This window comes from Pseudomonas sp. OV546 (genome assembly GCF_900116845.1).
Lineage (GTDB): Bacteria > Pseudomonadota > Gammaproteobacteria > Pseudomonadales > Pseudomonadaceae > Aquipseudomonas > Aquipseudomonas petroselini.
Genome location: NZ_FPCE01000008.1, coordinates 235,962 through 261,106, shown reverse-complemented (window position 1 = coordinate 261,106; position 25,145 = coordinate 235,962). Strand labels below are relative to the sequence as shown.

22 protein-coding genes are annotated in these 25,145 nt (G+C 58.6%); 7 read left to right on the top strand and 15 right to left on the bottom strand.

The window, feature by feature from the left end:
- Nucleotides 1–10 precede the first annotated feature (10 nt).
- From folP to rlmE, 3 genes are all read right to left on the bottom strand, one after another.
- Entirely contained in the window at nt 11–862 is an 852-nt protein-coding gene (gene folP / locus BM403_RS19890; protein WP_093544326.1) for a dihydropteroate synthase, read from the bottom strand.
- 8 nt (nt 863–870) lie between these two features.
- The gene (gene ftsH, locus BM403_RS19885) at nt 871–2,781 is read right to left on the bottom strand and encodes an ATP-dependent zinc metalloprotease FtsH (RefSeq protein WP_043205904.1); all 1,911 of its coding nucleotides are present in this window, start codon (nt 2,779–2,781) and stop codon (nt 871–873) included.
- Nucleotides 2,782–2,981: 200 nt separating this feature from the next.
- Nucleotides 2,982–3,632: a 23S rRNA (uridine(2552)-2'-O)-methyltransferase RlmE gene (rlmE, locus tag BM403_RS19880; RefSeq protein ID WP_015885924.1), complete on the bottom strand. Its 651-nt coding sequence runs from the start codon at nt 3,630–3,632 to the stop codon at nt 2,982–2,984.
- A 106-nt stretch (nt 3,633–3,738) separates the two neighbouring features.
- Here rlmE and BM403_RS19875 point away from each other — a divergent pair, with 106 nt between their 5' ends.
- A complete protein-coding gene (locus BM403_RS19875; protein WP_010206607.1) occupies nt 3,739–4,047 on the top strand; it encodes a YhbY family RNA-binding protein in 309 nt (102 codons plus the stop codon).
- Nucleotides 4,048–4,067: 20 nt separating this feature from the next.
- Here the strand turns inward: BM403_RS19875 and BM403_RS19870 are convergent, their stop codons facing one another.
- The 8 genes from BM403_RS19870 to grpE all read right to left on the bottom strand — a co-directional run bounded on the left by BM403_RS19870 (nt 4,068) and on the right by grpE (nt 14,534).
- A complete protein-coding gene (locus BM403_RS19870) occupies nt 4,068–4,472 on the bottom strand; it encodes an MFS transporter (protein WP_093544323.1) in 405 nt (134 codons plus the stop codon).
- Nucleotides 4,473–4,500: 28 nt separating this feature from the next.
- Nucleotides 4,501–4,977 carry a transcription elongation factor GreA gene (greA, locus tag BM403_RS19865; protein WP_015885926.1) on the bottom strand — a complete coding sequence of 159 codons (477 nt, stop codon included), beginning with the start codon at nt 4,975–4,977 and terminating at the stop codon, nt 4,501–4,503.
- Complete coding sequence (gene carB / locus BM403_RS19860; protein ID WP_015885927.1) at nt 4,974–8,195, bottom strand: carbamoyl-phosphate synthase large subunit; 3,222 nt, start codon at nt 8,193–8,195, stop codon at nt 4,974–4,976. The genes greA and carB overlap by 4 nt, the downstream gene beginning before the upstream one ends.
- Before the next feature lie 105 nt (nt 8,196–8,300).
- Nucleotides 8,301–9,437, bottom strand: a complete 1,137-nt coding sequence (carA, locus tag BM403_RS19855; RefSeq protein ID WP_046034282.1) for a glutamine-hydrolyzing carbamoyl-phosphate synthase small subunit — start codon at nt 9,435–9,437, stop codon at nt 8,301–8,303.
- A 259-nt stretch (nt 9,438–9,696) separates the two neighbouring features.
- The gene (gene dapB / locus BM403_RS19850; RefSeq protein WP_064053115.1) at nt 9,697–10,503 is read right to left on the bottom strand and encodes a 4-hydroxy-tetrahydrodipicolinate reductase; all 807 of its coding nucleotides are present in this window, start codon (nt 10,501–10,503) and stop codon (nt 9,697–9,699) included.
- A 10-nt stretch (nt 10,504–10,513) separates the two neighbouring features.
- Entirely contained in the window at nt 10,514–11,638 is a 1,125-nt protein-coding gene (gene dnaJ / locus BM403_RS19845; protein WP_015885930.1) for a molecular chaperone DnaJ, read from the bottom strand.
- Nucleotides 11,639–11,954: 316 nt separating this feature from the next.
- Entirely contained in the window at nt 11,955–13,871 is a 1,917-nt protein-coding gene (dnaK, locus tag BM403_RS19840; protein ID WP_015885931.1) for a molecular chaperone DnaK, read from the bottom strand.
- Between the two features lie 102 nt (nt 13,872–13,973).
- Entirely contained in the window at nt 13,974–14,534 is a 561-nt protein-coding gene (gene grpE, locus BM403_RS19835; RefSeq protein WP_015885932.1) for a nucleotide exchange factor GrpE, read from the bottom strand.
- 254 nt (nt 14,535–14,788) lie between these two features.
- Between grpE and recN the strand changes: the two genes are divergently transcribed.
- Nucleotides 14,789–16,462: a DNA repair protein RecN gene (gene recN / locus BM403_RS19830; protein WP_046034280.1), complete on the top strand. Its 1,674-nt coding sequence runs from the start codon at nt 14,789–14,791 to the stop codon at nt 16,460–16,462.
- 97 nt (nt 16,463–16,559) lie between these two features.
- Here the strand turns inward: recN and fur are convergent, their stop codons facing one another.
- Nucleotides 16,560–16,964 (bottom strand): ferric iron uptake transcriptional regulator, encoded by a 405-nt coding sequence (gene fur / locus BM403_RS19825; RefSeq protein ID WP_003194220.1) that lies wholly within the window; start codon nt 16,962–16,964, stop codon nt 16,560–16,562.
- A 98-nt stretch (nt 16,965–17,062) separates the two neighbouring features.
- On the opposite strand from fur, the gene BM403_RS19820 reads away from it, so the two are divergent.
- Nucleotides 17,063–17,590, top strand: a complete 528-nt coding sequence (locus BM403_RS19820) for an outer membrane protein assembly factor BamE (protein WP_015885934.1) — start codon at nt 17,063–17,065, stop codon at nt 17,588–17,590.
- Nucleotides 17,591–17,653: 63 nt separating this feature from the next.
- On the opposite strand, the gene BM403_RS19815 is transcribed toward BM403_RS19820, so the two are convergent.
- On the bottom strand, nt 17,654–17,956 hold the full coding sequence (locus BM403_RS19815; RefSeq protein WP_015885935.1) for an RnfH family protein: 303 nt from the start codon (nt 17,954–17,956) through the stop codon (nt 17,654–17,656).
- A complete protein-coding gene (locus BM403_RS19810) occupies nt 17,949–18,383 on the bottom strand; it encodes a type II toxin-antitoxin system RatA family toxin (protein ID WP_015885936.1) in 435 nt (144 codons plus the stop codon). Before BM403_RS19810 ends, BM403_RS19815 begins: the two co-directional genes overlap by 8 nt.
- 168 nt (nt 18,384–18,551) lie before the next feature.
- Here BM403_RS19810 and smpB point away from each other — a divergent pair, with 168 nt between their 5' ends.
- The gene (smpB, locus tag BM403_RS19805) at nt 18,552–19,034 is read left to right on the top strand and encodes an SsrA-binding protein SmpB (RefSeq protein WP_003235073.1); all 483 of its coding nucleotides are present in this window, start codon (nt 18,552–18,554) and stop codon (nt 19,032–19,034) included.
- Nucleotides 19,035–19,070: 36 nt separating this feature from the next.
- Here smpB and BM403_RS19800 read toward each other — a convergent pair whose 3' ends face one another.
- Nucleotides 19,071–19,838, bottom strand: a complete 768-nt coding sequence (locus BM403_RS19800; protein WP_015885937.1) for a GntR family transcriptional regulator — start codon at nt 19,836–19,838, stop codon at nt 19,071–19,073.
- A 250-nt stretch (nt 19,839–20,088) separates the two neighbouring features.
- Between BM403_RS19800 and BM403_RS19795 the strand changes: the two genes are divergently transcribed.
- The 3 genes from BM403_RS19795 to BM403_RS19785 all read left to right on the top strand — a co-directional run bounded on the left by BM403_RS19795 (nt 20,089) and on the right by BM403_RS19785 (nt 25,092).
- On the top strand, nt 20,089–21,783 hold the full coding sequence (locus tag BM403_RS19795) for a lactate permease LctP family transporter (RefSeq protein ID WP_015885938.1): 1,695 nt from the start codon (nt 20,089–20,091) through the stop codon (nt 21,781–21,783).
- Between the two features lie 69 nt (nt 21,784–21,852).
- Nucleotides 21,853–24,663, top strand: a complete 2,811-nt coding sequence (locus tag BM403_RS19790; RefSeq protein WP_093544320.1) for an FAD-binding and (Fe-S)-binding domain-containing protein — start codon at nt 21,853–21,855, stop codon at nt 24,661–24,663.
- A 150-nt stretch (nt 24,664–24,813) separates the two neighbouring features.
- Nucleotides 24,814–25,092, top strand: coding sequence for a hypothetical protein (locus tag BM403_RS19785; protein WP_015885940.1), 279 nt, complete (start codon nt 24,814–24,816; stop codon nt 25,090–25,092).
- Nucleotides 25,093–25,145 lie beyond the last annotated feature (53 nt).

Below are 25,145 nucleotides of genomic sequence, written 5' to 3'. Positions count from 1 at the left end.
TCCATCATTCTTATTCGGCTGATTCTACCGCAGCAATCATGCGCACCACATCCACCGTCTCGGCGACATCATGCACACGCAAGATACGCGCGCCCTTGCTGACTGCAAGCGCCGCCAGTGCAAGACCACCATACAGCCGCTCACCCACCGGACGATTCAGCGCCAGCCCTATCATGCTCTTGCGCGAAACGCCGACCAAAAGAGGCCGACCAAGCGCATGCAGGGATTCCATATGCTTGAACAGGCTTAGATTGTGCTGCAGGGTTTTAGCAAAGCCGAAGCCGGGATCGAGGATGATCTTTTCCGCGGCAATCCCCGCGACAGCACACTGAGCGACCCGCTCAGCGAGAAAACCACTCACCTCGCCAACAAGGTCCTCGTAATGAGGACTGTCCTGCATGTTGCCGGGCTCTCCCAGCATATGCATCAGGCACACCGGCAAACCGGTAGCAGCAGCGGCATCGAGGGCACCGTCACGCTGAAGAGAGCGCACATCGTTGATCAACCCCGCTCCCAGTCGCGCAGTTTCGCGCATCACGGCCGGCGTTGAAGTATCAACAGAGATGATCACATCCAGCTCGCGCGCAATGCGCTCGACTATCGGCGCCACCCGCTCCAGCTCCTCCAAGGGAGAAACGATGCGAGCGCCAGGTCGGGTCGATTCACCACCGACATCAATGAGCGTCGCTCCCGCAGCCACCATTGCCGCAGCGTGACGCAACGCAGCATCGAGCTGGCTGAAGCGGCCGCCATCGGAAAAGGAGTCAGGGGTTACGTTAAGAATGCCCATGACATGTGTATGGGCCAAATCAAGAACCCGGTTGCCGCAAGGCAACCGGGTGGAGGACAACGCAGAAGTCATTTCAAACCTTAGTGGTCGGCTGCCGGGCCGCCGATTGGGGTTTCAGGGCGCTCGTTCTGAACCACTGGCGGAGTGCCAGAGGTGCCCGAACCGCCTTCCCAATCGCGAGGCTCGCGGGGTGCGCGACCGGCCATGATGTCATCGATCTGGTCGGCATCAATGGTCTCGTACTTCATCAGCGCATCAGCCATGGCGTCCAACTTGTCGCGGTTGTCAGTCAGGATTTGCTTGGCCGTGCCGTAGCACTGGTCAATGATGCTGCGCACTTCGGAGTCAATCAGCTTGGCTGTCTCACCCGAGAAGCTGGCGCTTTGACCGCCACCGCCACGACCCAGGAACACTTCGCCCTCTTCCTCGGCATACATCAGCGGGCCGAGTTTTTCCGACAAGCCCCACTTAGTCACCATGTTCCGCGCGATCTGGCTGGCACGCATGATGTCGTTGGAGGCACCGGTAGTCACGCCGTCGAAACCCAGGGTCATCTCTTCAGCAATCCGGCCGCCGTACAGCGAGCAGATCTGACTGATCAGGGCGCGCTTGGAAAGGCTGTAGCGGTCCTCTTCCGGCAGGAACATGGTGACACCCAGCGCCCGCCCCCGAGGAATGATCGACACTTTGTAGACCGGGTCATGCTCAGGCACAACGCGACCGACAATGGCGTGACCGGCTTCGTGATAAGCGGTGTTCTGTTTCTCTTTTTCGGACATGACCATGGATTTGCGCTCGGCGCCCATCATGATTTTGTCTTTGGCCAATTCGAACTCTTTCATCTCCACGATGCGCTTGCCGGTACGGGCAGCGAACAACGAAGCCTCGTTGACCAAGTTGGCCAGGTCAGCACCCGAGAAACCTGGCGTACCACGGGCAATCACGGCCGGAGCCACGTCATCGCCCATGGGCACCTTGCGCATGTGCACTTTCAGGATCTGTTCGCGACCACGGATATCCGGCAGGCCAACCACAACCTGGCGGTCGAAACGGCCTGGACGCAGCAAGGCAGGGTCCAATACGTCCGGACGGTTGGTTGCAGCGATGACAATGATGCCGTCGTTCATTTCAAAGCCGTCCATCTCAACCAGCAACTGGTTAAGGGTCTGCTCACGCTCATCATGACCGCCGCCCATGCCGGCACCACGATGGCGACCAACGGCGTCGATTTCATCGATGAAGATGATGCAAGGCGCATGCTTTTTAGCCTGCTCGAACATATCGCGAACACGGCTGGCACCCACACCCACGAACATCTCGACGAAGTCAGAGCCGGAAATAGTGAAGAACGGCACCTTGGCTTCGCCGGCAATTGCCTTGGCGAGCAGGGTTTTACCGGTACCTGGTGGCCCCACCATCAAGACGCCGCGAGGAATGCGGCCACCCAGACGCTGGAACTTGCCCGGGTCGCGCAGGAACTCGACCAACTCACCTACTTCTTCCTTGGCTTCGTCGCAACCGGCAACGTCAGCCAGGGTGGTCTTCACCTGATCTTCGGAGAGCAGGCGTGCCTTACTCTTGCCGAAGCTCATCGGCCCGCCCTTGCCTCCCGCGCCGCCCTGCATCTGGCGCATGAAGAACATGAACACGGCGATGATCACCAGGATCGGGAAGCTGGCTACCAGCAATTGGGTCCAGATACTTTGCTGCTCAGGCTGCTTACCTTCGACAACCACGTGGTTATCCACCAGGTCGCCGATCAGGCCATTGTCCTGGATTGCCGGACGAATGGTCTTGAAGCTGTCGCCATCGTTGCGTTTACCGGTGATCACATAGCCATCAACCGCTACGCGCTCGACCTTGCCATCCTTAACTTGCTGGATGAAGTCGGAATAGTTGAGGGTCTGCGGCTCGTTAGGGCTGGAGAAGTTGTTCATCACCGTCACCAGGACTGCCGCGATGATCAACCACAGGATCAGATTCTTTGCCATATCGTTCAATTAACTACCCTCTGAAGCAAGCTCCGCTACTGGCGCGCGCTTCGCATGATATTCACCGGCCTAACTTACTACATTACCTACAACACTGGCAGGCGCCGTCTGTAACCCTTTGTGAAACTTTGACTACACAATATTCGTAAAGCTTCGTGACGAAAGCGATATAAAAAAACCTATCGCCCTCCTCGAATTCCTCAAAAGCGCTCTTCACTCGCCGCGCCTTCGACGCCGCGGAAGCCGCGGCACAGCAGGTATTGCTCTCTGGAACGGTCTCGGGAGGAGTCGGGCTTGCGCGTCTGCACCTTGTCGAACAACTTGCGGATGTTCTTGTGGTACTCGTCGAAACCCTCGCCCTGGAAGACCTTCACCAGGAAATCACCCCCCGGACGCAACACCCGACCCGCCAAATCCAGCGCCAATTCGCAAAGGAACATGGCACGTGGCATATCGACAGCCGGTAATCCACTCATATTGGGGGCCATGTCGGAAATCACAAGGTCTACCTGCGAATTTCCCACAGCCTCAAGAATCTGTGCGAGCACCGTATCCTGGGTAAAGTCACCATGAACAAAGGTCACATCGGGGATGCTGTCCATTTCCAGAATGTCGGAAGCGATCAGACGACCCTGCCCACCAATCAGACGACTGGTCACCTGGGACCAGCCACCCGGGGCCGCGCCAAGGTCGATAACGCTCATGCCTGGACGAATCAACTTATCCTTGTCCTGGATCTCCAGCAACTTGTAGCTGGCCCGGGAACGGTAGCCATCCTTTTGCGCCTTTTTGACGTAAGGATCGTTGAAATGTTCTTGTAGCCACTTAAGGCTGGTTTTGGAACGGGCCACGGGCCACCTCGAAAAATAAAACGGGTCGTGATTAACTGGGCGGTCCCGGACTCGCTCGGGTAAACTGGCCGCCGCTTTTTACAAGATCAGACGCAGGGGTCAGATTATGCCGCTCACTCAAGAGCAGAAGAAACAGTACAAATCCATTGGCCACCATCTGAAACCAGTTTTGATTGTGGCAGATAACGGTTTGACTGAAGGTGTGTTAGCCGAGTTCGAACGCGCACTGAACGATCATGAACTGATCAAGATCAAGGTCAATATCCTCGACCGCGAAGCGCGCCTGGCCGCCATTGCAGAATTGTGCAAGGTGGGCAAAGCGGACCTGGTCCAGGTCATCGGCAAGATGGCGCTGCTGTATCGCAAGAACTTCAGCGTCAACAAGCAGCTGTCGAACGTACATCGCTTCAAGTAGTTTTCAAATGATAAAAAGGGTCACGGGCGTGCTTCGCGCGCCCCGCCACTCCATCCCGGTGTGGGCTGTATAACCAGCACCAGGCCGGAGAACCCTAGCACAAGATAGCTGAATAGCTGCCAGCGCAACGCTTCCGGCTGCCAGACATGCACGATGCAATACATTGCACACGCATACAGCGCCATCAACAGCAGTTGCCCGCGAATATCCCGCCACAAACTCTCCAAGCCTTCAGCCTTGACCAGCACCAATGCCTGGAGCGTTACGCACGCCGCCGCAAAACCCACCAGCAACGCACTGAGTAATCCGTCGATCTCATCGATCAACAACGGCGCCAGCCCAATCAGGCCCAGCGCCGGTAACACACCAATATGCAGCAACCACAGGCCGCCGACCCAAAGCATCTGGGAGAGCTGCCAAAGCATGGCGCCCGCATGAAGCGGGCGCCGCCTTTCAGACGTGACGAACTTCAACAATCTCGTACTCGATCACGCCACCCGGCGTCTTCACGGCCACCACATCACCCTCTTCCTTGGCAATCAAGGCGCGGGCAAGCGGGGAACCGACGGAGATTTTGCCGAGCTTGAAGTCAGCCTCGTCCTCGCCAACGATGTGGTAAACCACGCTCTCATCAGTTTCGACGTTGGCGATTTCCACGGTGGTGCCGAAAATCACCTTGCCGGTGTGCGGAATAGTCGTGACGTCGATGATCACCGCATTCTGCATACGGCCTTCGATGTCACGAATCCGCGCCTCGACCATACCCTGCTGCTCGCGAGCAGCGTGGTATTCGGCGTTTTCCTTCAAGTCACCCAGCTCGCGGGCCGTACCGATGTCCTGGCTCAGCTTTGGACGTACGACCTTGGTCAGATGGGCGTGCTCCTCTTCCAGGGCCTTGGCGCCCTGGACGGTCATTGGGTATTTGATCATGCCTTCAATCCTGCGTGTAGGTCCTGCAAGCGACGCACGGTTTTTTCCGGACCGAACTTGAGCGCTTCGCAGATGGCTTCGCCAGCAGCAATGGTAGTGGTGCAGTAGATCTTGTGCTGCAAGGCATTACGACGAATGGAGTAGGAGTCCGCGATCGACTGGCGACCTTCGGTGGTGTTGATGATCAGGGTGACTTCGTCATTCTTGATCATGTCGACCACGTGCGGACGGCCTTCCGTCACCTTGTTCACGCGACGCACTTTCAGGCCGGCAGCTTCGATCAGCTTGGCGGTCCCGGCAGTGGCCACGACTTCGAAGCCCAAGTTGATCAGATCACGGGCTACGCCCGCAACCAGCGGTTTGTCGTCATCACGCACGCTGATAAACGCGGTACCGCCGGTTGGCAACACTTCGCTGGCGCCCATCTGAGCCTTGGCGAACGCTTCACCGAAGGTATCGCCCACGCCCATCACTTCACCGGTGGACTTCATCTCTGGGCCCAGGATCGGGTCCACGCCAGGGAATTTGGCGAATGGGAATACCGCCTCTTTCACGCTGTAGAAGTTCGGAATGATTTCCTTGGTGAAGCCGATTTCCTTCAGGGTCTTACCGGCCATCACGCGAGCAGCGACCATGGCCAGGGACACACCAATGCACTTGGAAACAAATGGCACGGTACGCGAAGCACGCGGGTTGACTTCGATGACGTAGATGTCTTCGCCTTGCAGCGCCAACTGTACGTTCATCAAGCCGACCACGCCCAGCTCCAGGGCCATTTTCTTGACCTGTTCGCGCATTTCGTCCTGGATATGCGCCGGCAGCGAGTACGGCGGCAGCGAGCAAGCGGAGTCACCGGAGTGAACGCCCGCCTGTTCGATGTGCTGCATGATCGCACCGATCACCACGTCGGTCCCGTCGCAAACAGCGTCTACGTCCATCTCGATGGCGCAGTTGAGGAAGTGGTCCAGCAGCACCGGGCTGTCGTTGGACACTTTCACTGCATCGCGCAGGTAACGTTTGAGCTCGTCTTCTTCGTAGACGATTTCCATCGCACGACCGCCCAGTACGTAGGACGGACGCACCACCAAGGGGTAACCGATCTTGCTGGCCGCGCGGATCGCTTCATCTTCGCTGCGCACGGTGGCGTTCGGCGGCTGACGCAGGTTCAGACGCTCAACCATCTGCTGGAAACGCTCACGGTCTTCGGCACGGTCGATAGCGTCAGGGCTGGTGCCGATAATCGGGACGCCAGCGGCTTCCAGTGCGCGAGCCAGTTTCAACGGGGTTTGGCCGCCGTACTGGACGATCACGCCTTTTGGCTTCTCGACGCGACAGATTTCCAGCACGTCTTCCAGTGTTACCGGCTCAAAGTAAAGACGGTCGGAAGTGTCATAGTCAGTGGAAACAGTTTCCGGGTTGCAGTTGACCATAATGGTCTCGTACCCGTCTTCGCGCAGGGCGAGAGCGGCGTGTACGCAGCAATAATCGAACTCGATGCCTTGGCCGATACGGTTTGGACCGCCACCCAGGATCATGATTTTGTCGCGGCCCGACGGCGCAGCTTCGCACTCTTCCTCGTAAGTGGAGTACATATACGCAGTGTCGGTTGCGAACTCGGCCGCACAGGTATCAACGCGCTTGTAGACCGGGAAGATGTCCAGCTTGTGGCGATGCGTGCGCAGGTTCTTCTCGGTCACACCCAGCAGCTTGGCCAAGCGCTGGTCGGAGAAACCTTTGCGCTTGAGGCGGAACATCAGGTCGCGGTCGATAGAGGACAGACCGAGGGTCTTGACCTTCTCTTCTTCCTTGATCAGATCTTCGATCTGCACCAGGAACCACGGGTCGATCATGTTCATGCCGAAGATGTCTTCGACGGTCATGCCGGCGCGGAAAGCATCGGCTACGTACCAGATACGCTCGGCACCCGGCACGGTCAGCTCACGCTTGAGCACGCTCATGCTTTCCGGGTTGCTCAGGTCGAGCTTCTCGTCCAGACCGCAAACGCCCACTTCCAGGCCACGCAGGGCTTTCTGCAGGGACTCCTGGAAGGTCCGGCCGATAGCCATGACTTCACCGACTGACTTCATCTGAGTGGTCAGGCGGGCGTCGGCTTTCGGGAATTTCTCGAAAGCGAAGCGTGGCAGCTTGGTGACGACGTAGTCGATCGACGGCTCGAAGGACGCCGGCGTTGCGCCGCCCGTAATTTCGTTCTGCAGCTCGTCCAATGTGTAACCGATCGCCAGCTTGGCAGCGATACGCGCAATCGGAAAGCCGGTAGCTTTCGATGCCAGCGCAGAAGAACGCGATACACGCGGGTTCATCTCGATCACAACCATGCGGCCAGTGTCCGGGCAGATGCCGAACTGGACGTTGGAGCCACCGGTCTCCACGCCAATCTCACGCAGCACCGCCAAGGAGGCGTTACGCATGATCTGGTATTCCTTGTCCGTCAGGGTCTGTGCCGGAGCAACAGTGATCGAGTCACCGGTGTGCACGCCCATCGGGTCAAAGTTTTCGATAGAGCAAACGATGATGCAGTTGTCCTTCTTATCGCGGACAACTTCCATCTCATATTCTTTCCAGCCGATCAGGGATTCGTCGATCAGCAGCTCTTTGGTCGGAGACAAGTCCAGGCCACGGGCGCAGATTTCTTCGAATTCTTCACGGTTGTAGGCAATACCGCCGCCCGTGCCGCCCATGGTGAAGGACGGACGGATGATGCACGGGAAGCCCAAGCGTTCCAGGACAGAATTGGCCTCTTCCATGCTGTGGGCGATACCGGAACGCGGGCAATCAAGGCCGATGGACTTCATGGCCTTGTCGAAACGCGAACGGTCTTCAGCCTTGTCGATGGTGTCGGCATTGGCGCCGATCATCTCTACGCCAAACTTTTCCAGGACGCCTTCGCGCTCCAGGTCCAATGCGCAGTTCAGAGCGGTCTGGCCACCCATGGTTGGCAGCAGTGCGTCCGGACGTTCTTTCTCGATGATCTTGGCGACGGTCTGCCACTTGATCGGTTCGATGTAGGTGGCGTCGGCCATGTCCGGGTCGGTCATGATGGTGGCCGGGTTAGAGTTCACCAGGATGACGCGGTAACCCTCTTCGCGCAGGGCTTTACAGGCCTGGGCGCCGGAGTAGTCGAATTCGCAGGCCTGGCCGATCACGATCGGGCCAGCGCCGAGAATCAGGATGCTTTTTATGTCTGTACGTTTTGGCATGGGTTTGTCACTCAAATCCGCAGGTCAGTCGGCAAGCCGTCTTGAACAATCTTTGATGAGCCTGCGGGGGCCACCGAAGCTCGGGGCCGCCCGCAAGCCGCTCAGTCAGCGTCGCTTGGCCATCTCATTGATGAAACGGTCGAACAGCGGCGCTACGTCGTTCGGGCCCGGGCTGGCTTCAGGGTGGCCCTGGAAGCTGAACGCGCTCTTGTCGGTGCGCTCGATGCCCTGCAGGGAACCGTCGAACAGCGACTTGTGAATCGCGCGAACGTTGCTCGGCAGGGTCGCTTCATCCACCGCAAAACCGTGGTTCTGGCTGGTGATCATCACAATGCCGGTGTCCAGGTCTTGCACAGGGTGGTTGGCACCGTGATGGCCGTGCCCCATTTTCAGGGTCTTGGCGCCAGAGGCCAGGGCCAGCAGCTGGTGACCGAGGCAGATACCGAATACCGGAATCTCGGTCTCCAGCACTTCTTTGATCGCCTGGATAGCGTAGTCGCAAGGCTCAGGGTCACCCGGGCCGTTGGACAGGAACACACCGTCCGGCTGCAGGGCGAGCACGTCGCTGGCCGGGGTTTGCGCCGGCACCACGGTCACGCGGCAACCGCGCTCGACCAGCATGCGCAGGATGTTGTACTTGACGCCGTAGTCGTAGGCGACCACGTGGTAAGGCAACTCGGCCGCATCGATGGTCGCGTGGCTATCGGTCTTCAAGTCCCAGACAGTGGAGCGCCACTCGTACTTCTCTTTGACGCTGACGACTTTCGCCAGGTCCATGCCCTTCAGGCCAGGGAAGCCTTGGGCTGCGGCAATCGCCGCCTCTTCGGAAATATTGTCACCGACCATGATGCAGCCGTTCTGCGAGCCTTTCTCACGCAGGATGCGTGTCAGGCGACGCGTATCGATACCGGCGATCGCCACAACGTTGTTGGCTTTCAGGTAATCGGACAGCGACATCGTGTTACGCCAGTTGCTCGCAACCAGCGGCAGGTCACGAATCACCAGACCGGCCGACCAGACACGATCAGACTCGACATCTTCCGGTGTCGTACCGGTGTTGCCGATGTGCGGATAGGTCAGGGTAACGATCTGTTGGGCGTAGGAAGGATCGGTAAGGATTTCCTGATAGCCGGTCATGGCAGTGTTAAACACCACCTCTCCAACGGTTTGACCGTCGGCTCCAATGGCTTCGCCGCGAAAAATGCTGCCATCAGCAAGGGCGAGTATGGCTGGCTTAGTCAAGAAGACCTCCCGTAAATAAAGCCTGAAAGGGCGATCGCAGGTTGTAAAAAAGCGGAGTGACGTATGGACACGTCACCCCGCTTCTTCACTGAATTATTCTGCGCGCTTTTAGTGGACACACTAAAGCTGTAGCTTACAGAAAAAGGCTTTTTTGGTCCACCGCTAATGAGCCTTAAAGGCAGGGGAATGCGACAGGACGTCGCTTAGCGGGTAAAAACGGGGCCTAAGCATAAGCTTGGGCCCCTGTTTTAGCTACTGATTAGTGCAGATCCAACACGTCACGCATGTCATAAAGGCCCGCCGCACGACCTTCCAGCCAGAGCGCAGCACGTACCGCCCCCTTGGCAAACGTCATGCGGCTGGACGCCTTGTGCGTGATTTCCAGGCGCTCGCCCTCGGTGGCGAACAATACGGTGTGATCACCCACCACATCGCCACCGCGCACGGTTGCAAAACCAATGGTGTCACGCGCACGCGCACCGGTATGGCCTTCACGGCCGTACACCGCCACTTTCGACAAGTCGCGACCGAGCGCATCGGCGATCGCTTCACCCATGCGCAACGCGGTACCCGACGGTGCGTCGATCTTGTGACGGTGATGAGTCTCGATGATTTCGATATCCGCCTCATCCCCCAGCACGCGCGCCGCCAGATCCAACAGCTTGAGCGACAGGTTCACACCCACACTGAAGTTGGCCGCGAAGACGATCGGAATGTCCTTGCCCGCCTCCGCCAGCAACTGCTTCTGTTCAAGCGTCAAACCGGTGGTGCCGATCACCATCGCCTTGCCCGCCTTGCGGCAGAAAGCCAGGTTTTTCAGCATGACGTCCGGCAGAGTGAAATCGATCAGCACGTCGAATTCGTCAGCCACCTGCTCCAGGTTGCCGGACAACGAAACACCGATACGCCCCAGCGAAGCCAACTCACCCGCATCCGCACCGATCAATGTGCTGCCGGGACGAACGATCGCTGCGGTCAGCCCGGAGGCCGGCGAGCGCTGCTGCACCGCCTCTACCAGCGTCTTGCCCATGCGCCCGGCAGCGCCCATTACGGCTATACGTCGCATACCCAACTCCTTACAGGTCGCCGAAGAAGCGCTTCACGCCATCGAAAAAGCCCGTGGTTTTCGGCGAGTGGGAGTCATCGCCTTCCAGCGAGCTGCGGAACTCTTCCAGCAATTCGCGCTGACGACGCCCCAGATTGACTGGCGTCTCAACGGCAACGCGGCACATCAGGTCGCCAGCACCACCACCGCGCACCGGCGCAACGCCTTTGCCACGGATACGGAACTGTTTGCCGGTCTGCGTGCCTTCAGGGATCTTGAGTTTGACGCGACCATCAAGGGTCGGAATTTCCAACTCGCCACCCAGCGCCGCATCAACAAAGCTGATTGGCACTTCGCAGAACAGGTGCTTGCCGTCGCGCTGGAAGATCGAGTGCTCGCGCACATTGATCACCACATACAGATCGCCCGTAGGGCCACCTTGAGTACCCGCCTCGCCTTCGCCCGACAGACGAATACGGTCGCCGGTATCCACACCCGCAGGCACTTTTACCGACAGCGTCTTGTACTCTTCGACACGACCTTCGCCGTGGCAGGAGTCGCACGGGTCGGAAATGATCTTGCCCTGGCCATGGCAACGCGGGCAGGTCTGCTGCACCGAGAAGAAGCCCTGCTGCATGCGGACCTGGCCAATACCGCCACACGTCGGGCAAGTGATCGGCGAGGAGCCTTTTTTGGCACCCGAACCATCGCACGGCTTGCAGTTGACCAGCGTCGGCACACGGATATTGACGCTGGTGCCGCGCACGGCTTCTTCCAGGTTCAACTCCAAGGTGTAGCGCAAATCACTGCCACGCTGGGCGCCGCCCCGCTGACCACCCCGGCCACCGCCGAAGAAGTCGCTGAATACGTCACCGAAAATATCGGAGAAGTTCTGGCCGCCAAACCCGGCACCGCCACCGCCCATGCTCGGGTCGACCCCTGCGTGACCGTACTGGTCGTAGGCCGCACGCTTGTTGGGATCAGACAGGCATTCGTAGGCCTCATTGGCCTCTTTGAACATTTCTTCGGATTCTTTGCTATCCGGATTACGGTCCGGGTGATGCTTCATCGCCAGGCGACGGTAGGCCTTCTTCAGGTCCGCCTCGCTGGAGCCGCGCTCCACACCCAACACTTCGTAATAGTCACGCTTTGCCATAAGTCTTTGCACTCTTAAGGACGTTCGGCCAGACCCTCCTGAGCCCTGCCAAACTCGTTGAGCCCCAATACAGGCCCGGACCCAACTCACGTCAATTCAACGATCCTGGTCATTACTACTTTTAGCCAGGGACCCGGCCAAAATGCGGTACTTCTTACTCGGAAAGCAGGAGCATTCCCGATCGCACCGCCAGCATCCGAACCTTGTCGCATGCTGTAAAAATTCGCATACCCCAGACACGCCAACGCGGGAGCAAGCTCCCGCGCGGCGACATCCTACCAGTCACCGCTTGATAGCGGTCAACCGGGCGACCAACTTACTTCTGGTCTTTGACTTCTTCGAACTCGGCATCGACAACGTCGTCGTGCTTGGCTTCAGGCTCTGCCTGTTGCGCGGCACCATCAGCTGGCTGACCTTGTTCGGCATACATTTTCTGCGCGACAGGTGCGGAAACTTTCGACAGCTCTTCGATCTTGGCTTCGATAGCGGCCTTGTCGTCGCCTTTGACGGCGGCTTCCAGGGCAACCACGGCAGCTTCGATCGCGGCCTTCTCTTCAGCCGTCACTTTATCGCCAGCATCAGCGACCATTTTGCGCGTCGAGTGAACCAGTGCATCACCCTGGTTACGGGCGCCAGCCAGCTCGGCAAACTTGGCATCCGCATCAGCGTTGGCTTCAGCATCACGAATCATCTGTTGAATTTCTTCATCAGACAGACCGGAGTTGGCCTTGATGGTGATCTTCTGCTCTTTGCCAGTTGCCTTGTCTTTCGCGCCGACGTGCAGGATACCGTTGGCGTCGATGTCGAAGGTCACTTCAATTTGTGGCACGCCACGCGGTGCTGGTGGAATCTCAGCCAGGTCGAACTTGCCCAGGGACTTGTTCTGCGCCGCTTGCTTACGCTCACCTTGCAGCACGTGAATGGTCACCGCGCCTTGGTTGTCGTCGGCAGTCGAGAACACTTGGGATTTCTTGGTAGGAATCGTGGTGTTTTTCTCGATCAGCGCAGTCATCACGCCGCCCATGGTTTCGATACCCAGGGTCAGCGGGCTGACGTCCAGCAGCAGCACGTCTTTCACGTCACCGGCCAATACCGCGCCTTGGATGGCAGCACCCATGGCAACCGCTTCGTCCGGGTTCACGTCTTTACGTGCTTCCTTGCCGAAGAACTCGGTAACTTTCTGCTGCACCAGTGGCATACGGGTTTGACCGCCCACCAGGATCACGTCGTTGATGGAACCTACGTCGATACCGGCGTCTTTCAGCGCAATGCGGCAAGGTTCGATGGTGCGCTGAACCAGGTCTTCAACCAGTGCTTCCAACTTGGCGCGAGAGATCTTCACGTTCAAGTGCTTAGGACCGGTGGCATCTGCAGTGATGTACGGCAGATTCACGTCGGTCGACATGCTCGAGGACAGCTCGATCTTGGCTTTCTCAGCTGCTTCTTTCAGGCGCTGCATGGCCAGCGGGTCACCCTTGAGGTTCATGCCGCTTTCTTTCTTGAATTCGTCAACGAGGTAGTCGATCAGACGAATGTCAAAATCTTCACCACCCAGGAAGGTGTCACCGTTGGTGGCCAACACTTCGAATTGGTGCTCACCGTCAACTTCAGCGATCTCGATGACCGAGACGTCGAACGTACCGCCACCCAGGTCATAAACGATCACAGTGTGGTCGCCCTTGGCCTTGTCCATACCGTAAGCCAGAGCAGCTGCGGTGGGTTCGTTGATGATACGTTTTACGTCCAGACCCGCGATGCGGCCGGCGTCTTTGGTCGCCTGGCGCTGGCTGTCGTTGAAGTAGGCCGGAACGGTGATGACCGCTTCGGTGACGGTTTCGCCGAGGTAGTCTTCGGCGGTTTTCTTCATCTTTTTCAAGACTTCAGCCGAAATCTGCGGTGCAGACATCTTGTTGCCATTTACTTCAACCCAGGCGTCACCGTTGTCAGCCTTGGCGATTTTGTAAGGCACCATCTTGATGTCTTTCTGTACGACTTCTTCGTCGAACTTACGACCGATCAGACGCTTTACCGCGTACAGGGTGTTGTGCGGGTTGGTGACAGCCTGACGCTTGGCCGATTGACCAACGAGGATCTCGCCATCATTTGCGTAAGCGATGATCGACGGCGTAGTACGCGCGCCTTCGGCGTTTTCGATAACTTTGGCTTTGCCGTTTTCCATGACGGAGACGCAGGAGTTGGTGGTCCCCAGGTCGATACCGATAATTTTGCCCATGATTTACTCTCCCGAAACTTGAATTTGGATGCCGCAGCAGTGGTGGCTAACTGCGGTAGCACTTAAACGCTTGACTTATAGATGGGGGCCTTACGGCGTATTTCAAGCCTGCTCATCAATAGAAGGCGAAACCGGTGCAGGTGCTTTGCTCACCACCACCATCGCCGGACGCAGCAAGCGACCGTTGAGCTGATAACCCTTCTGGAACACCTTCAACACACTGTTAGGCTCCAGATCATGGCTTTCCTGCATGGCCATGGCTTGGTGATGCTCAGCGTTGAACGGTTCGCCGCCGACTGGATCAATGGCTTCCAACTGATAACGCTTCAGGGTGTCCTGGAACATTTTCAGGGTCAGCTCGATCCCTTCGCGCATCGGGCGGATGTTTTCGTCATCCGGGTTGGACAACTCAAGACCACGCTCCAGGCTGTCGATGATCGGCAGCAAGTCACTGGCGAATTTTTCCAGTGCGAATTTGTGAGCCTTCTCTACATCCTGCTCGGCACGGCGGCGGACGTTCTGCAGATCGGCGGCAACACGCAAAGACTGGTCCTGCGCAGCGGCCAATTGCTCTTCGAGCACCTGCACACGAGTTGCCAGCTCATCGCCGACAGCCGAATTGGCGTCTGGAGTTTGCGTATCCTGCGTCTGTTCGTCAGCCATAGTTTTCTCCTTTCAAAATCATGCGCGAACTCAACTCGCGCTTCTGTTCCGGTATATGGGGCCACAATTTCCAGGTTCAAGGGCGCGGGCGTTACCAAAAGTCTTTCCTATGACCGGGATCAATTCCTGCCTATACATTCCTCATCGCGCTAAAAAAAGCGTTCATCCAAGCAAATCGAGCTAATCATCAGGATTGTCAGCCCCGAATAAAACACTGTATAAATAACCAGACCTAAAGCCTGGGAGCGGCCGTCATGCTCGTGCACCTGTCCGTACATAACTACGCCATCGTTGAACACCTGGATCTCGAACTGGATCGCGGGATGAGCGTAATCACAGGCGAAACCGGCGCCGGCAAGTCGATCATGCTCGACGCCCTGGGCTTGACCCTTGGGGACCGTGCCGACAGCGGCGTGGTGCGCCCCGGCGCGGACAAGGCCGATATCCTGGCCACTTTCGACCTGGCGGATATTCCCGAAGCCGAGGCGTGGCTGGCGGAGCGCGACCTTAATAATGAAGGCCCGTGCATCCTGCGCCGGGTCATTACTGCTGAAGGCCGCTCACGCGGCTATATCAACGGCACCCCCTGCCCACTGGGCGACTTGAAAGCCCTGGGCGAACTGCTGATCGATATCCACAGCCAGCATGAACACCAGTCGCTTCTGAAAACCGACACTCATCGCCGCCTGCTCGACGAATACGCCGGTGCGACAGACCTTGCCCGCCAGGTGCAACTTGCCGCCCAGCGCTGGCGCCAAACGCGCCAGGAACTGGAGCGACTCTCCAACTCCGGCGACGAACAACGCGCACGCCACCAGCTACTCAGCTATCAGCTCGAAGAGCTGGAAAGCCTGGGCCTGGGCGAGACTGAACTGGAGCAACTCGAGCAGGAACACAAGAACCTCACCAACGCAGAAACTCTGCTGGGCATTTGCCGCCAGGTGGTGGAGCAATGCAGCGAGAGCGACTCCGGTAACGTACTCAACGCGCTGACCGCCAGTCTCAATCGCCTGTCCAGCGTGAACAACGCCTCCGGTTCCCTGAGCGAGGCCACGACCTTGCTCACCAGCGCACAGATCCAAGTAGAAGAAGCCGTCGGCGAATTGAACCGCTTCCTGGATCACTTCGATGCCGACCCGGCACGCCTGCAGGAAATAGAAGAACGCCTGGACACCATCTATACCCTGGCGCGCAAACATCGAATCCAGCCCACCGAAGTGGCGACGATGCAGCAAAAGTTGCTGGATGAAATCGAGACCCTGAATGCCAACGACGAATCCATCGAGCGCCTAGGTGACGAGCTCGCGTCCTTCGCCCGCCACTACCAGGAAAAAGCACGCGAACTGAGCGATCTGCGCCACCAGGCAGCAACGGGCCTGGCCAGCGCAGTGGAGCTGGAGATCCAACGCCTGGGCATGCCTGGTGGGCGCTTCACCATTGAACTGCACGCCAGCACCAGTAACGAATTGCAGCCACATGGCCTGGAACAAGTTGAACTGCTGGTCAGCGCCAACCCTGGGCAGCCGCTCAAAGCATTGGCAAAAGTGGCCTCCGGCGGTGAGCTGTCTCGGATCAGCCTGGCGATCCAGGTGATTACCGCGCAAACCTCTCGGGTTCCGACACTGGTGTTCGACGAAGTTGACGTGGGGATTGGCGGGCCGACAGCGGAGATTGTTGGCCAATTATTACGACGCCTCGGGGATCGGGGCCAGGTACTGACGGTCACTCACTTGCCACAAGTGGCCGCCCAGGGGCATCAACATCTGTTTGTGCACAAGGTACGCGGCAGTGATGCAACGCACACAGCCGTGTCCAAGCTGAACAAGTCGGAACGTGTGGAGGAAGTGGCGCGCATGCTTGGCGGCATTGATTTGACCAAGGAGTCCTTGGCACACGCGAAGAAAATGGTCGTGGCGGCGAAAGCCTGAGCAGAGCACTTTCGCTCATCTTTCCGGCTTATAGAAAGCACGAAGGCGACCCTAAGGTCGCCTTCAATCGTTTTGCAGAGCGAATCTGCAGCGATTTTTACTTTTTCTTACGGATGTACAGAACCAGATTATGGTCGACCAAATCGAAGCCATGCTCCTCGGCAATCTTATGCTGAAGCGCCTCGATTTCCGGGCTGGTGAACTCGATAACCTCATTGGTATCCAGGTCAACCATATGGTCGTGATGACCACCGTCAGCCAATTCGAACACTGCATGACCGCCGTCGAAATTATGACGAACCACCAGCCCTGCGGCTTCAAACTGGGTCAGCACACGGTAAACCGTGGCCAGGCCGACGTCCTCGTTAGACTCCATCAGCGCCTTGTAAACATCCTCGGCACTCATGTGGCGCTGCTCAGCAGAATCGAGCATTTGTAGAATCTTGACTCGTGGCAGAGTCACTTTAAGACCGGCTTTGCGTAGTTCGCTATTTTCAACCATGGTTAGCTTTCTCGCGGATGCTGCTTCGCAGCTTCTCTTAATACGGGTATGATCGGCGTTTACGTTGTCCCAGCCAAGATAGTGGAAGTCGCCCACCGATGCAAAACACCAAGCTCTTGCTAACCAGTTTCACCTTTGTGGGACTGCTCGCACTCGCCGGTTGTTCATTCCCCGGGGTTTACAAAATCGACATCCAGCAGGGCAATGTCGTCACGCAGGACATGATAGACCAGTTACGCCCCGGAATGACCCGACGGCAAGTACGGTTTATCATGGGTAACCCCCTGCTGACCGACACTTTCCATGCCGATCGCTGGGATTACCTCTACAGCCTGCAGCCAGGTGGCGGTGAACGCCAACAGGAGCGCGTCAGTGTCATCTTCAATGGCAACGACCAGCTTGTCAGCCTGTCCGGCGACTTCATGCCCGGCGTGAGTCGTGATGAAGCCCTGCTCGGCAAGGATAACGGCACTAACGTGACCGCGCCTGCGCAGGAAGGTGAAAAGCAGAAGTCGGAAGTACCGGCCAAGCCAGGCTCCCTGCTCGACAAGATCCAGAAAGACGTCGACGGCGTGGAAACAGTTCCCGTCCCGACACCACAGCCTCTGGACACCAGCCCGCAGTAAGTTTGCGTCGCTCAACAAAAAGCCCGGCATGCCGGGCTTTTTGTTGCGTGCCATTTGGCGAGCCTATGAGCCCTGCTGTTTAGCCAGCGCAGCCTTGGCCGCGCGCAGTCGGCGCACCTCTTTTGGGTCCGCCAGCAACGGCCGGTAAATCTCAATACGATCACCTGCTTGCACGGCACGCACCTCAGCATCCGCAACCACCTTGCCGAATATGCCCAAAGGGCAGCCAGCAAGATCCAGCTCAGGAAACTGCGCTGCGATACCTGACGCCCGCACCGCCGCGCGCAGGCTGGTGCCCGCCGCCACCTTCATCGCCAGCAGAACCTGGCGATCCACGGCCGCATACACCACTTCAATCTCAACCATGCAGTTGTTTGGCCCGCTGGCAAAATGCATCCACCAGCGTATTAGCTGCCTGATTGAACAAGGGGCCCAGCGTTGCTCGCACGATAGGCCCGGCGTAATCAAAGGAAAGATCCAGGCTGATTTTGCAGGCCTTATCCGTCAGCGCCTTGAATACCCACACCCCATGCAGTTGGGTGAACGGGCCTTCCTGCAGATTCATTTCGATGGATTTCCCAGGCACCAGCGCATTACGCGTCACAAAGTGCTGGCTAAGGCCGCCTTTCGCGACCCCAACACTGGCGACCATGTACTCATCACCGCTTTCCAGCACCTCGGCCTTCGAGCACCACGGCAGGAATTCCGGGTAACGCGCCACGTCGTTGACCAGGTCATAGAGCGCCTGAGCCGGATAAGGCAGCAGCGCTGAACGTTGAATATGCGTCGTCATGTGTGCGTTATTTCCACAGCTGAGCGGCAAACATCGCGAAAGAACAGCCCGATCCGCGAAAGAAAAAAACCAGAGAACTGCCCGCATTGTCCGGGATTCGTCGAACACGCTCAAGCACGCAGGTTGACCGTAGCCGACACGCTCGCAACTCCCTATAATGCCGCCCCTATGGCTAAACAAAAGAAACACCCCACAGGGACCATCGCGCAAAATAAAAAGGCGCGACACGATTACTTCATCGAACATCGGTTCGAGGCTGGTCTGGTCCTGGCCGGCTGGGAAGTAAAGAGTCTGCGCGCCAGCAAGCTGCAACTGGTCGACAGCTATGTGCTGCTCAAAGATGGCGAGGCATGGCTGCTGGGCAGTCATATCACCCCGCTGACTACCGCGAGCACCCACGTGATTGCTGACCCGGTGCGCACACGCAAGCTGCTGCTCAACGCACGCGAACTGGAAAAGCTTGCCGCCGCCGTACAGCAGAAAGGCTATGCCTGTATCTGCCTGTCTTGGTACTGGAGCAAGCACCTGGTCAAATGCGAGATCGCGCTGGGCAAAGGCAAGAAGGAATACGACAAGCGTGATACCGAGCGCGAGCGCGATTCCAATCGCGAGCTGCATCGCGCCGTGCGCAACAAGGGCAAGGAAGACTGATCCTTGCAAGCCTGTAGCCCTGGGAGACTCCCTCGGCTACAGGCCCTTGCGCCGCTCCGCACGCGCCACGCGCTGAACCTCCTGACGAACCTCCTCCAACACTTCCTGCACATACAGCAGATGACGCGTTGAAACTTCCCGCGCCTGCTCGGCACGCCCTTCGATAATCGCCAGGTACAAATCCCTGTGCTGACTGATCAGCATGTCGCGGGTTTCCGTACGCTGTTGATACATCCCCCCGATGTTGGTCACCACGTTACGCTTCAGCAGGTCGAACAGACCGCGAATGGTGTGCAGCAACACGGCATTGTGGCTGGCTTCGGCGATAGCCAAGTGAAACCTGGCATCCGCCGCCCCCTCTTCAGCTCGGCTCACTTCATCGGAGCGGGTGTAGCAGTCTTGGAGCGCTTCGAAAGCCGCCGTAAGTCGTTCGCGATCGACCTCGGTGGCACGTAGCGCCGCGTAATAGGCGCAAGAGGCTTCAAGGGTCTGGCGGAACTCCAGAAGATCACGCTGGACCTCGGGATTATTCTCCAACAGGTGGAGCAGCGGATCACTGAACGTGGAGCCCAAGGACTCCGCCACGTAGTTACCACCACCCTGACGACTGACGAGCAAACCTTTGGCCGCCAATTTCTGGATTGCCTCCCGCAAAGACGGACGCGACACACCAAACTGCTCAGCCAAAGCGCGCTCGGCGGGCAAGCGCTCGCCCGACTTCAGCGTGCCCTCAAGGATCATGCCCTCAAGCTGCTCGACGATATCGTCGGACAAACGGCGCTGACGCACCTGATCAAACCCCATAACTCACTCTCCACCATCCCGACCACTCGCCGGGCCCTCTATTCTGGCCTATCGCCGCACTCGCAGCACCTATCAGAACGCCTTCGATTTATCCGCTCAGATCCGTTGCCTACCCACCTACGACCAAAGTTTCGCGAGCGGCAAATTGACACACCGCCCCGAAGCCTTTTAACCTAGCCCACAGCGATTGTAAATTGGTATTACCAATTATCCAAGCTGACCAAACAACAACAATCAGGGGCCACCCCATATGCAAACCTGGCAACAGCTCTACAGCCCGCTCGGCAGCCTCGGCCTGTCCGCATTAGCGGCCGTCATTCCGATCGTATTCTTCTTCCTGGCCCTGGCCGTGTTTCGCCTCAAAGGCCACGTGGCCGGCAGCATCACCTTGGCGCTGTCGATCCTGGTGGCGATCTTTGCCTTTAAGATGCCGGTGGACATGGCACTGGCCGCCGCCGGTTATGGCTTTGCCTACGGCCTGTGGCCTATCGCGTGGATCATTGTCGCCGCGGTGTTCCTCTACAAACTCACGGTCAAGAGCGGCCAGTTCGAGATCATTCGCAGCTCGGTGCTGTCGATCACTGACGACCAGCGCCTGCAAGTGCTGCTGATCGGCTTCTGTTTCGGCGCCTTCCTGGAAGGTGCGGCCGGTTTCGGCGCCCCCGTGGCAATCACCGCCGCACTGCTGGTCGGCCTCGGTTTCAACCCGCTGTACGCCGCGGGTCTGTGCCTGATTGCCAACACCGCACCGGTGGCCTTTGGCGCATTGGGTATCCCGATCATCGTTGCGGGTCAAGTGACCGGCATTGATGCGTTCAAGATTGGCGCCATGACCGGTCGCCAACTGCCGCTGCTGTCGCTGTTCGTGCCGTTCTGGCTGGTGTTCATGATGGACGGCCTGCGCGGCGTGCGTGAAACCTGGCCGGCGGCGCTGGTAGCGGGCTTGAGCTTTGCCATCACTCAGTACTTCACGTCCAACTTCATCGGCCCTGAACTGCCGGATATCACCTCGGCCCTTGCCAGCCTGATTTCCCTGACCCTGTTCCTGAAAGTGTGGCAACCCAAGCGCACCGCTGGCGCACAGATTGCCGGCGCCACTTCCAGCGCGGCAGTCACCGCCAGTGCCGGCGGTTTCGGCCTGCCACGCAACACGGTTGTCTCGCCCTACAGCCTGGTGCAGATTTTCAAGGCTTGGTCACCGTTCCTGATCCTTACCGTGCTGGTGACGATCTGGACGCTCAAACCGTTCAAGGCGATGTTCGCCGCCGGCGGCTCGATGTACAGCTGGGTGTTCAACTTCGCGATTCCGCACTTGGACCAAATGGTGATCAAGGTCGCACCCATCGTGACCAACCCCACCGCGATCCCGGCTGTGTTCAAGCTGGACCCGATTTCCGCGACCGGCACCGCGATTTTCTTCTCTGCATTGATCTCTATGCTGGTGCTTAAGATCAACATTAAAACTGGTCTTACCACTTTAAAAGAGACCTTCTATGAACTTCGCTGGCCCATCCTGTCCATTGGCATGGTGTTGGCGTTCGCATTCGTCACCAATTACTCCGGCATGTCGTCGACCATGGCGCTGGTATTGGCCGGCACCGGTGCAGCCTTCCCGTTCTTCTCGCCTTTCCTCGGGTGGCTGGGCGTTTTCCTGACAGGTTCTGATACCTCGTCCAACGCCTTGTTCAGCTCGCTGCAGGCCACCACTGCGCATCAGATCGGCGTGAACGACACGCTGCTGGTCGCGGCGAATACCAGCGGCGGCGTCACCGGCAAAATGATCTCGCCTCAATCGATCGCCGTGGCGTGCGCCGCCACTGGCCTGGTAGGCAAGGAATCCGACCTGTTCCGCTTTACCCTCAAGCACAGCCTGTTCTTTGCCACGATCGTCGGGCTGATCACCCTGGCCCAGGCCTACTGGTTCACCGGTATGCTGGTGCACTGAGACCTGCACGCAATAGGGTAAGAATCGACGCCGGATACGATTCCGGCGTCAGCTATTTCTGGAGGACCGATGAGCCTGCCTGCTGCCTTCCTGAGCGACGTCGCACACTTGATCCCGAAAGATCGGCGTTTCGACGACGCGCTTTCCACCCTCGCTTTCGGCACCGACGCCAGCTTTTACCGACTGATCCCACAGCTGGTGATCCGCGTGGAATCGGAGGACGAAGTCGTTACGCTGCTGCAACTCGCTCAGCGCGACCGCGTACCGGTAACCTTCCGCGCTGCGGGCACCAGCCTGTCCGGGCAAGCCATCAGCGATTCGGTGCTGATCGTACTGGGCGACAACTGGAACGGCCGCGAAATCCGTGGGCAAGGCACACAAATCCGCCTGCAGCCCGGTGTCATCGGCGCTCAGGCGAATGCGTGGCTGGCACCGTTCGGGCGCAAGATCGGGCCGGACCCGGCGTCGATCAACGCCTGCAAAATCGGCGGCATCGTCGCCAATAACGCCAGCGGCATGTGCTGCGGCACGGCGCAGAATACCTATAACACCTTGGCCGGGATTCGCCTCGTACTGGCTGACGGCAGTCGCGTGGACACCGAAGACGCGGCCAGCGTTAAGGCGTTTCGTGAACAGCACGGGCCGCTGCTTGAACGCCTGGCGACACTGGGCCGCGAAACCCGGGCGAATGCTGAGCTGGCGGCAAAAATACGCCACAAATACCGTCTGAAAAATACCACCGGCCTGTCACTCAACGCCTTGGTGGATTTTGATGAGCCACTGGATATCCTCAGCCACCTGTTGGTGGGCTCCGAGGGCACCCTTGGTTTTATCAGCGCGGTCACCTACGACACCGTGATCGATCACCCGAACAAAGCATCGGCGTTGATTGTGTTTCCGGACGTCGAGACCTGCTGCAACGCAGTGAGCGTCCTTAAAACCCAACCGGTCTCGGCCGTCGAGCTACTGGACCGTCGCAGCCTGCGCTCGGTACAGAACAAGCCGGGCATGCCCACGTTCGTACAGCAGCTATCGGAAACTGCCTGCGCCCTGTTGATCGAATCCCGTGCGGCGTCGACGTCCTTGCTGCATGAGCAACTGGCGCTGATCATGGCCTCCCTCGCCCAATTCCCGGTAGAGAAGCAGGTCGATTTCACCGAAGACCCCGTGGAAAACGCCCGCCTGTGGGCGATCCGCAAAGACACCTTCCCAGCCGTCGGTGCCGTGCGCAAAACCGGCACCACCGTGATCATCGAGGACGTGACCTTCCCGGTTGAGCAACTGGCAATCGGCGTCAACCGCTTGATCGAACTGTTCGACAAACATCACTACGACGAAGCGATACTTTTCGGACACGCACTGGAAGGCAATCTGCACTTCGTGTTCACTCAAGGCTTCAACAGCGCGGAAGAAGTCACACGCTACCAAGCGTTCATGGACGACGTGGCGCAATTGGTGGCGGTGGAGTTTGGGGGCTCGTTGAAAGCCGAACACGGCACCGGCCGCAATATGGCGCCGTTTGTCGAGCTGGAATGGGGCAGCGACGCCTATCAATTGATGTGGCAACTCAAGCGGCTACTCGACCCCAACGGCATCCTCAATCCGGACGTGGTGCTCAGCGAAGACCCACACATCCACCTCAAGCACCTCAAGCCGCTGCCCGCCGCCGATGAGCTTGTGGATAAGTGCATCGAATGCGGCTTCTGCGAGCCGGTGTGCCCATCGAAAGGCCTGACCTTGAGCCCACGCCAACGCATCGTGATCTGGCGCGATATCCAGGCAAAAAAACGCGCCGGTGTCGACACCACTGAGCTGGAAGCCGCCTATCACTACCAGGGCATCGACACCTGCGCTGCCACCGGCCTGTGCGCCCAACGCTGCCCCGTGGGAATCAATACCGGCGACCTGGTGAAAAAACTGCGCAGCCGCGACGCCGACCGTACGAAAACGGCCGAATGGCTCGCCACTCATTTCGCCACTGCACTGCAAGGCGCGCGCTTTACGCTGCATGTGGCCAATGGCGCGCGCATGCTGCTGGGCGCGCCTCGCCTGGCGAAGCTGTCGGCCAGCGTGACCAAGCTGTCCAAGGGACAGATTCCGCAATGGACCCCTGCCATGCCGCAGCCGGAAAAAGCCATTCGCTTCAGCCCGGCCGTGACGGACGAGCGGCCACGCGTGGTCTACCTGGCCGCCTGCGTGTCACGCGCCATGGGCCCGGCGGCGGGGGACAAGGAACAGATGTCGCTGTATGACAAAACCCGCAATCTGTTGGAAAAAGCCGGTTACCAAGTCGTGTTTCCCGACAATCAGGACAGCCTGTGCTGCGGCCAACCTTTCGCCTCCAAAGGCTATGCCGAACAGGCCGAACACAAGCGCCAGGAACTGATCGGCGCGCTGCTGCACGCCAGCCGTGGCGGGCTCGATCCGATCTACTGCGACACCAGCCCCTGCACCCTGCGCCTGGTACAGGACCTGAGCGAAACCCGCCTGGATCTTTACGACCCCGTGCGTTTTATCCGAACCCACCTGATGGATCGCCTCGACTTCACACCCCAGGAAGCGCCGATCGCCGTGCACGTCACCTGCAGCACCCAGCACCTGGGCGAAAGCCAGGCCCTGATCGACCTGGCCCGACGCTGCTCCAACACCGTGGTCATCCCGGAGGGCATTCATTGCTGCGGTTTTGCCGGCGACAAAGGCTTCACCACGCCGGAGCTCAACGCCCACTCACTGCGCACGCTCAAGGACGCGGTGCAATATTGCAGCGAAGGCATTTCCACCAGCCGCACCTGCGAGATCGGCCTGAGCCAGCATGGCGGCATTGATTATCACGGCTTGGTCTACCTGGTGGACCGTGTCACCCAGGCCCGCGCACACTGATCCAGCAAAAATGATCCTGCAAAAAAACAGAACCCCTGCGCGCCGGCACAGTCATCTGCATAGGCCTCGACAAACGAGGCTCATCCGTGATGTCGCTGGCAGCCGTTCAACGCCAGCAGCGTCGAGCCCCTTTGCGCAAGGAGATACCCTATGAAGCGTTCCGCTCTTGCTGGCTTGTTCGTTACCGCTGCGATGTTGACTTCGCCTGTGTTCGCTGCGGGCGATCCCGATCTGTGCAAAATCAATCTGGACAAAATCAACAACGGTAAAGCGCTGCTCGCCACTGACACCAGCGGTAAAAGCGGCGAGATCGACACCGCCGTCTCCCAGGCCAAAGCGGCCCACGCCGCGGGCGATGACAAAAGGTGCATCGAGATCACCTCGAAGGCGCTGCAAGACCTGCAGAACAGCGAAAAAGGCGGTCAATAGGCTGCTCTTTCACGGAAGGCCAACCTTCGGGTTGGCCTTCCGTGACCGTTTGG